Genomic DNA, 8,219 nt, shown 5'->3' on the forward strand with positions numbered 1-8,219 from the left:
GATTAGAATGGTATGGGTTGGTTACGACTGCATGGATGCAGGAGGTAGACAGAAAACCGCTCCTGCGTTTTCTGCATTCACCACATCCATGTGGCTTAGCAACGCAGGAGCAGTTGCCGAGCGGCAGCGTAACCCAACATATATCGCTCCGATGTTGTCGGGTTACGCTATCGCTAACCCGACCTACGATTGCTATGTACTACAAAAACACAATCGTAACCTCATGAATATTAATATTTATTCCTTAACTTAATAGCAGTGACGCGTTACCTATGGCTTAACCCAGACTCATCAATCTCTTTATCCTTCAAAATCTTATGTTAAAACTGCTTGGCTCTTCTGCTTTATCTGATTTTCGTATCCAACAATTGTTACGCCAATTGCAAGCCTTAGCGCCTGAGATTACTACTGTGTCAGCCCGCAATGTGTACTTCATCGATGTTAATCAGCCGTTATCCTATGAGCACGAGCAGATTTTACATGCACTGCTTAATATTCAACCTGCTCAAGAGCAGCTAGATAGCGTTTGCGCACTCATTGTGCCGCGTTTTAGGTACACAGTCGCCTTGGTCTAGTAAAGCCACTGAAATTGCGCAAAACTGCGGCTTAACAACGATTAAACGCATAGAGCATGGAGTTCTATATGAGTTAAGCGGTATTAGCTCGATTCCTGAAGCGTTATTAGGCTTATTGCATGACCGCATGACGCAATCAGCGTTAATCGGTTATGACAGTGCGGATTTATTCAGCGAACAACAACCGCAACGCTTAAACACGATAGCCTTGTTAGAACAAGGCAAAGACGCCCTTATCACCGCCAATCAAACCCTAGGTTTAGCGTTATCCAATGATGAAATTGATTATTTAGCAGCGAGCTTCCAAGACTTAGGTAGAAATCCTAGTGATGTTGAATTGATGATGTTTGCGCAGGCTAATTCTGAGCATTGTCGGCATAAAATCTTTAATGCCGATTGGACAATCGACGACGTGGCGCAGCCGTTGTCGTTATTCAACATGATTAGACATACTAAACAACAAAGCCCCGACGCTATTTTGTCCGCCTACCACGATAACGCCGCGATTATTGAAGGACATAACGTTAACGTGTTTTTGCGTTCCCCAGATACCGGGTTGTATGACTACAACCAAGAAACTGCGCACATCTTGATGAAAGTCGAAACGCATAACCATCCTACTGCGATTTCCCCTTTTCCAGGCGCAGCGACCGGTGCCGGTGGTGAAATTCGCGATGAAGGCGCAACCGGGCGCGGCTCTGTGACTAAAGCAGGCTTAGTCGGCTTTTCGGTATCGCATTTAAAAATTCCAGGTTATAACCAACCTTGGGAAACCGATATTGGCAAACCTAACCGCATCGCTTCAGCCCTAGATATTATGCTAGAAGCGCCTTTAGGCAGTGCAGCGTTTAATAACGAATTCGGCAGACCTAATCTAGCAGGCTATTTTCGCACCTTTGAAAGCCCATCAAGCGAAAACGACAACGTCTATTATGGCTACCATAAACCTATTATGATTGCTGGAGGCATGGGTGCAATACGGCCTATGCTCTGCGATAAACACACGATTCCGCCAGGCGCGCTCATCATTGTTTTAGGCGGGCCTGCGATGTTAATCGGCTTAGGTGGCGGCGCGGCCTCTTCTCAAGCGTCAGGCTCGGCTTCTGAAGCACTTGATTTTGCCTCGGTGCAACGCGGTAATCCCGAAATGCAACGGCGTTGCCAAGAAGTCATTAACCACTGTAATGCCTTAGGCGAACACTCGCCTATTATTTCAATTCACGATGTGGGCGCAGGCGGTTTGTCCAATGCCGTGCCTGAAATTATTCATGACAGCGGGCGCGGCGGTTGCTTTGAATTACGCACGATTCCTAATACCGATTTGGCAATGTCACCTATGCAAATTTGGTGTAACGAAGCCAGGAGCGTTATGTACTAGCGATAAAACCTGAATCGTTAGAACAATTTAAAGCCTTTTGTGAACGTGAACGCTGCCTGTTTGCCGTCTTAGGAGAAGCGACCGACGTCGAACAACTCTGCTTAAACGATGCCTTATTAGGCGAGCAACCGATTAATATGCCTATGCCGGTGCTGTTCGGAAAAGCGCCAAAAATGCAAAAAACCGTTGTACGCAAAAAAACGCCCGGCCACAGGCACCATGTCGGCTTGGTTAGCCAATAACACCCCATCATTAGAAGAAGCGGTCAAGCGAGTGTTAGCCTTTCCAGCCGTTGCTGACAAAAGCTTTTTGATTCATATCGGCGACCGCTCCGTCACCGGCTTAGTCGCACGCGATCAAATGGTAGGGCCTTGGCAAGTTCCTGTCGCTGATGTTGCCATTACCGCAGCAGGTTTCGATAGTTACTTAGGCGAAGCCATGGCTATGGGCGAGCGCACACCGATTGCTGTTACTGACGCGCCAGCTTCAGGACGTATTGCCATAGGCGAAGCGATTACCAACATCGCCGCCGCGCGCATAGACAAACTCAGCGATATTAAATTATCCGCCAACTGGATGGCTGCCACCGGTATTAACGACCAAGACCTTGCCTTATTTGACACGGTAAAAACCATAGGCATGGAATTATGCCCAGAATTAGGTTTAGCAATCCCGGTCGGTAAAGACTCGTTATCGATGAAAACGGTATGGCAAGACGAGCAAGCCGATAAAACCATGCTTGCACCGTTATCACTAATCATCAGCGCCTTTGCACCAGTCGTCGATATACGCAAAACCTTAACACCAGAGCTGCAAGCCGACACGAATAGTCGTTTATTATTAATCGATTTAGCTGCCGGTAAAAATCGTTTAGGTGGCTCAGTTTTAGCGCAAGTTTACAATCAACAAGGCGATGATTGCCCTGATTTAGATGAGCCAAAGCGTTTAAAAGCATTTTTTGACGTTGTACAGTTATTAAACCACCAAAACCGCCTGCTCGCGTACCACGACCGCTCTGACGGTGGTCTATTAGCGGTGCTCGCTGAAATGCTATTTGCCAGCCGTTTAGGTATTTGCTTAAACCTAGATTCACTCGGCGATAACGTTATGGCGGCGTTATTTAACGAAGAATTAGGCGCGGTGCTGCAAGTGCGCGCCGATGAGGTTGATACCGTTGTCAAAGAATTTACCGATGCCGGGCTGGTTGATTGCATACACGTTATTGCTAGCCTACAGTCCAAACAAGAGCTGGTTATTCAACAACAAGGTCAAACGCTTTATCAAGCCAGCCGTGCCGAATTACAAGCATGCTGGTCTGAACTTAGCTACCACATGCAAGCGTTACGTGATAATCCAGACGCCGCTAAACAACAATATCTAGCTATAGCCGACGATTATGACCCTGGACTCAGCGTTCAGCTAAGCTTTGACCATAACGAAAACCTCAGCTTGCCGTTTATTGGCGGAGCAAAACCTAAAGTGGCTATCTTGCGCGAACAAGGCGTGAACGGTCATGTGGAAATGGCAGCTGCATTTGACCGTGCCGGTTTTAGCGCGATAGACGTACACATGAGCGATATTTTATCGGGCCGAGTCAACTTAGCCGACTTCATAGGCTTAGTCGCCTGTGGCGGCTTCTCTTACGGTGACGTGTTAGGCGCTGGCGGCGGCTGGGCAAAATCCATACTTTACAATAGCCGAGCCTTTGATGAATTTAGTGCTTTTTTCGCGCGCCAGAATACATTTAGCTTAGGTGTATGCAATGGCTGCCAAATGCTCTCACATTTAGCCAGCATCATACCCGGCACTCAACACTGGCCGCGCTTTGTCCGCAACACCTCAGAACAATTTGAAGCTCGTGTCGCTATGGTCGAAGTGCAAGCATCGCCCTCGCTGTTCTTTACCGGCATGGCTGGCTCAAGATTACCGGTTGTCGTCGCACACGGTGAAGGCCGCGCTGAATTTACCGGTAGCGCCCATGACGCCTTTACTGCCCAACAAGTCGCACTCTGCTATGTCAACAATTACGGACTCAAAACCCAAGCCTTCCCCGCCAACCCCAACGGCTCGCCATTAGGCATAACCGGCTTAACCAGCGCCGATGGTCGTGCAACCATCTTAATGCCGCATCCAGAACGCTGCTTTAGAGCCGTGCAAAACTCTTGGCATCCAACGCACTGGGGCGAAAACGGCGCTTGGTTTAGAATGTTTAGTAATGCTAGGGTGTGGGTGGGATAGGTAGCTGTAGATGTTTGTTTTAGTTGTTCAAATGCTTAAATTCGTGTGTTAGACTGAAATTTCTACTATCACTTACGGTATACAGAAAGGAGAATGATATGCAGATCAATTGGTTAAATGATTGTCGATATTTTCAGTAGATATGCTGAAAATATCTAATTATTAGTGATACATCACAAAGGGGACTATATTTTACATGACAGCTTGTTCTCCTTCACGACAGGGTGATTTTGATGGGGCATGCGGATTTTACTCAATAGGGAACTCATTATCTTTGCTGTTTCCTGATATTCCCGTCGACGAAATATTTTATGCAATGTTTTCGTATTACATTAAAGAATATGGTGACGCCAATACGTTCATCAATGGAATGTATCGCGGAAAACTCAATAAAATCCTAACCGAAACAATAAATCGATTGCAGCTTGAATGCTCTATTTACAGACCATTTTGGAACAGGCCAGCAGTTACATTGCTTGAAATGCATGAAAAAATTATGAGTTGCTCAGTTGGTTCCGAAAGTGTTGCAATCTTAGGGTACGAGCATTCTAGGATTGATGACTCTGACAGGTATAGTCACTGGACAGTTTTAAGAAAAGTTACGGACAAGAGTCTGATTACGCATGATTCATCTGGTGAATCAAAACGAATATCTCTTTCTAAATGCAGGATATGGGATAACAAAAGCAAACACAAAACAAAACCGTACAAACTGTCATCAACGGACTTATTCATACTCGCCATGAATGGCTCTGAATATGCATAACATTGCGCTCAAAGGGATGTTTCGCGCCTCTTAGCTTTACGTTATGCAATACAACCATAGGAAAATAGCATGTCAAAACTCAATGTAGATCAAAAAACTATATTCGATCTGCTTTCGGACAGAAAGGCAGATTTTCTTATACCAGACTACCAACGCCCTTATGCGTGGAATGATGAACAATGCCAAACCCTTTGGGATGATATTTTTTTATTCTCATTCCCTGATAATAATTACGAAGCATTTGATAAAAATGAAGAGTATTTTCTTGGCTCTATTGTTACCTATAAAAACGAAGATGGTAAATCAGAAGTTATTGATGGTCAGCAGCGACTTACTACATTAATGCTTATCTTGCGGGCTTTTTACGACAAATTCGCTAATATGCAAGACAGCAACTCAAAAAGTACCCGCGCTCGGATTGAAAAGTGTATTTGGAAAACTGATGAGTTCGATAACGCTGATAAAAATACGCTTAAAATAGATTCTGAAGTAGCCACAGATAATGACAAAGAAGAATTTCTTGAACTGCTTCGTACCGGAATAGTTAAACAGGGCAGTAAGAGTCAATATGTTTTGAACTATCAATTTTTTCCAGAAAAAAATTGATGATTTTTTGCAAACATTTCCGGCTTATTTCCCCTATTTGCCTGCCCGTATTCTGGGCAATTGCATCCTTCTTCCTATTGAGGCTGAGTCGCAGGACACGGCACTTCGTATTTTCTCGACTCTTAATGATCGTGGTCTGCCACTGTCAGATGCTGATATATTCAAAGCTCAATTCTATAAATACTATGGCTCCCTCGGCAGTAAAGATGAGTTTATTACTGAGTGGAAAAAGCTTGAGGAAATAACAAACTCAGTATTCAAGCCAATCACTGGGACACCGATGGATGATTTATTTGCACGTTATATGTATTTCTTACGTGCTAAAGAAGGGAACAAAAGCTCAACAACTGAAGCCTTGCGAAAATTCTATGAGCGTAATAAGTACCAGTATCTAAAACAATCCAATACAATTGATGAGCTGAAGGCACTTGCGTTGTTTTGGGAAAGCGTATCCGATCAAGATAAAAAACAATTTTCGGACAATGTTCTCAAGAAGTTTTTTGTACTGAATTATGCTCCGAATGGGATGTGGCAACATATAACATCCGTATATTTTTTTGCAAAACAGAACTGAAGATGGAATGCTGGAGGAAGCAAAGTTCTGCAAGTTTTTGGATAAAATTACCGCTTTTATTTTTGCTTATGCTATCACCAATCCCGGCGTAAATGCATTGCGTACACCTGTATATGATGAGATGGTTAATATCGTAAATGGTGGTGAAGCCACATTTTCTAAATATAAGTTTAACGGATTTCAAGCACGTACTTCTTTTGAAAATTACGTCTTCACTAATCAAAGGAGCGCAACACGCTCAATGATTACTTGGTATGCTTTTACTTTTCCTAACCAGAATCTTCTAGGCTTGAGTGAAATTTTTCACTTAGAACATATCTATTCGAAAAAGCGACAAGAAATGGAAAAAAGGCTTAAAAACTGAAAGTAATCTTGATTCATTAGGAAATAAAGTGTTGCTTGAAAGCAGTATTAATATCAAAGCCTCAGACTACCGATTTAAAGACAAAAAGAAAATATATAGTGGTGAGCAGCGGCGTGGAAGTTACAAAGACCCGAGTAAAATCGCTGAAATAGTTGATCTCATTGGTTACGATGAATTTGAAGAGAAACAAGTAATTGAACGTAACAAGAATATCTTGGACAGGTTTTTTGAATTTCTGCAGTCAGAAAATTTAATAGCATAACAACGCGGTAAGGCAATGGGATGGACTCCTCCTACCTATCGGCATCGAGGTGCCAGACTGATATGATTAAGGTATCAGACAAAACGGCGGAGGAATCCCAAATGAATATTAAACGAGTAGGCATAGATTTAGCAAAACAAGTCTTTCAAACGCGGTAAGGTGGATTCGCCGATAGGCAATCCGCCGTTTCGGGGTACACCGATGGCGGTTTGCTGTCGCGAAACCACCCTACGCGCTAATCAATAGTTAGGCTCCGCACAACAGCCAAGTTTGCATTTCTCAAATAAAGGGCTAATATAAGCACTTAATTTAGTGTTTATTGTGGTGTATTTATGCAACAAATATTGGCTTCATTTAGCGCAAGTATTTCTGAACTAAAGAAAAATCCAACGGCTTTATTAAACAAAGCCGAAGGGGAGGCTATCGCTATTCTCAACCATAATCTTCCAACAGCCTATCTTGTCCCTGCAGAAGTATACGAGTTGCTAATGGATAAATTAGAAGATTATGAGTTAGGTGAACTGGTCAAGGCAAGGCAAGCAGAAAGGCATTTGGCCATTGAAGTATCGCTTGATGACTTATAAATTAAAATTTTTGCCAAGCGCAAAAAAAGAGAGTGGGATAGTTTGGATAATAGCATTAAAGTTCAGTTTAAAAGTAAATTGAAAAAATGCTTGGAAAATCCTCATATTCAATCCAATAAGTTACGTGATTTTGATTGTGCTTATAAAATTAAACTTCGCTCAGCAGGTTATCGGCTTGTTTATGAAGTGGATGATCAAGAAATCGTTGTTTTTGTTATTGCCGTAGGTAAAAGGGAAAATAATGAGGTTTACAATAAAGCAAAAAACGCGGTAAGTCGGATTCGCCGATAGGCAATCTGCCGTTTCGAGGCACACCGATGGCGGTTTGCTGTCGCGAAACTGTCTTACGCACTGAATTTACCCCCACTTTAAAGAATCAATTGCAATAAATAACAAACTGAGAACCAAAATGAAAAAAACGTTTTTTATATGCTGAGTTTCAAGTTGCTATTCCCTTTGAGCAAATCGATTGGGAGCCGATTAATGTCGAGATGAAAAAATATAAAGGTTTGAAATCAAAAACTTGGTTAAGTGGCTTGAACACGAAAACCGTAGGCGGGTTTTACGAATTCGATTCAGTAGAAAATGCGCAAAACTATATTGACGGCTTATTGATTCCTTTTGCCAAACAAGTCAATGGCAATCTGTCAGTCAAACTGTTTGATGGCGAAATCACTCAAGAAGCCAACATAGCGATGCTGTCGCCTTATTATAGCCCGCCCAATTAGAGAACCGTAGTTCGTCTCCGGGTCGTCATCTCGGCATGGATTGCCAAGAACACAGGGGGACTTGAAGAGCGCCATCCATGGCACTGGATTCCGGCAATCCCTGCCGGAATGACGGGTATGTAAAACTATGGCTTTCTGATTGGT

11 protein-coding genes are annotated in these 8,219 nt (G+C 43.3%); all 11 read left to right on the plus strand.

Translation table 11 applies throughout. The features are described from left to right. Positions 1–253: hypothetical protein (locus VZ94_RS27305; RefSeq protein ID WP_045780516.1), on the plus strand; the 253-nt coding region annotated here is incomplete at its 5' end. 64 nt (positions 254–317) lie between these two features. Continuing rightward, positions 318–575 carry a hypothetical protein gene (locus VZ94_RS32575; RefSeq protein WP_338040545.1) on the plus strand — a complete coding sequence of 86 codons (258 nt, stop codon included), beginning with the start codon at positions 318–320 and terminating at the stop codon, positions 573–575. After that, positions 538–1,953: a phosphoribosylformylglycinamidine synthase-related protein gene (locus tag VZ94_RS32580; protein WP_338040546.1), complete on the plus strand. Its 1,416-nt coding sequence runs from the start codon at positions 538–540 to the stop codon at positions 1,951–1,953. Before VZ94_RS32575 ends, VZ94_RS32580 begins: the two co-directional genes overlap by 38 nt. Before the next feature lie 219 nt (positions 1,954–2,172). Then, positions 2,173–4,191 carry a phosphoribosylformylglycinamidine synthase gene (purL, locus tag VZ94_RS32585; protein ID WP_338040547.1) on the plus strand — a complete coding sequence of 673 codons (2,019 nt, stop codon included), beginning with the start codon at positions 2,173–2,175 and terminating at the stop codon, positions 4,189–4,191. A gap of 835 nt (positions 4,192–5,026) precedes the next feature. Continuing rightward, a complete protein-coding gene (locus tag VZ94_RS27310; protein WP_045780518.1) occupies positions 5,027–5,563 on the plus strand; it encodes a DUF262 domain-containing protein in 537 nt (178 codons plus the stop codon). Between the two features lie 7 nt (positions 5,564–5,570). Then, positions 5,571–6,137 (plus strand): PIN domain-containing protein, encoded by a 567-nt coding sequence (locus VZ94_RS27315; RefSeq protein WP_204369216.1) that lies wholly within the window; start codon positions 5,571–5,573, stop codon positions 6,135–6,137. Further along, positions 6,121–6,501: a hypothetical protein gene (locus tag VZ94_RS27320; protein WP_204369217.1), complete on the plus strand. Its 381-nt coding sequence runs from the start codon at positions 6,121–6,123 to the stop codon at positions 6,499–6,501. Before VZ94_RS27315 ends, VZ94_RS27320 begins: the two co-directional genes overlap by 17 nt. Positions 6,502–6,529: 28 nt before the next feature. Continuing rightward, complete coding sequence (locus VZ94_RS27325) at positions 6,530–6,763, plus strand: hypothetical protein (RefSeq protein WP_239650102.1); 234 nt, start codon at positions 6,530–6,532, stop codon at positions 6,761–6,763. A 332-nt stretch (positions 6,764–7,095) separates the two neighbouring features. Beyond that, positions 7,096–7,347 carry a type II toxin-antitoxin system Phd/YefM family antitoxin gene (locus tag VZ94_RS19595; RefSeq protein WP_045780519.1) on the plus strand — a complete coding sequence of 84 codons (252 nt, stop codon included), beginning with the start codon at positions 7,096–7,098 and terminating at the stop codon, positions 7,345–7,347. Positions 7,348–7,389: 42 nt separating this feature from the next. Continuing rightward, positions 7,390–7,638 carry a type II toxin-antitoxin system RelE family toxin gene (locus tag VZ94_RS19600; protein ID WP_239650103.1) on the plus strand — a complete coding sequence of 83 codons (249 nt, stop codon included), beginning with the start codon at positions 7,390–7,392 and terminating at the stop codon, positions 7,636–7,638. A 200-nt stretch (positions 7,639–7,838) separates the two neighbouring features. Next, entirely contained in the window at positions 7,839–8,075 is a 237-nt protein-coding gene (locus tag VZ94_RS19605) for a hypothetical protein (protein ID WP_204369218.1), read from the plus strand. The last annotated feature ends 144 nt before the right edge of the window (positions 8,076–8,219 follow it).

The organism is Methylocucumis oryzae, assembly GCF_000963695.1.
In the GTDB taxonomy this organism is placed as follows: domain Bacteria; phylum Pseudomonadota; class Gammaproteobacteria; order Methylococcales; family Methylomonadaceae; genus Methylovulum; species Methylovulum oryzae.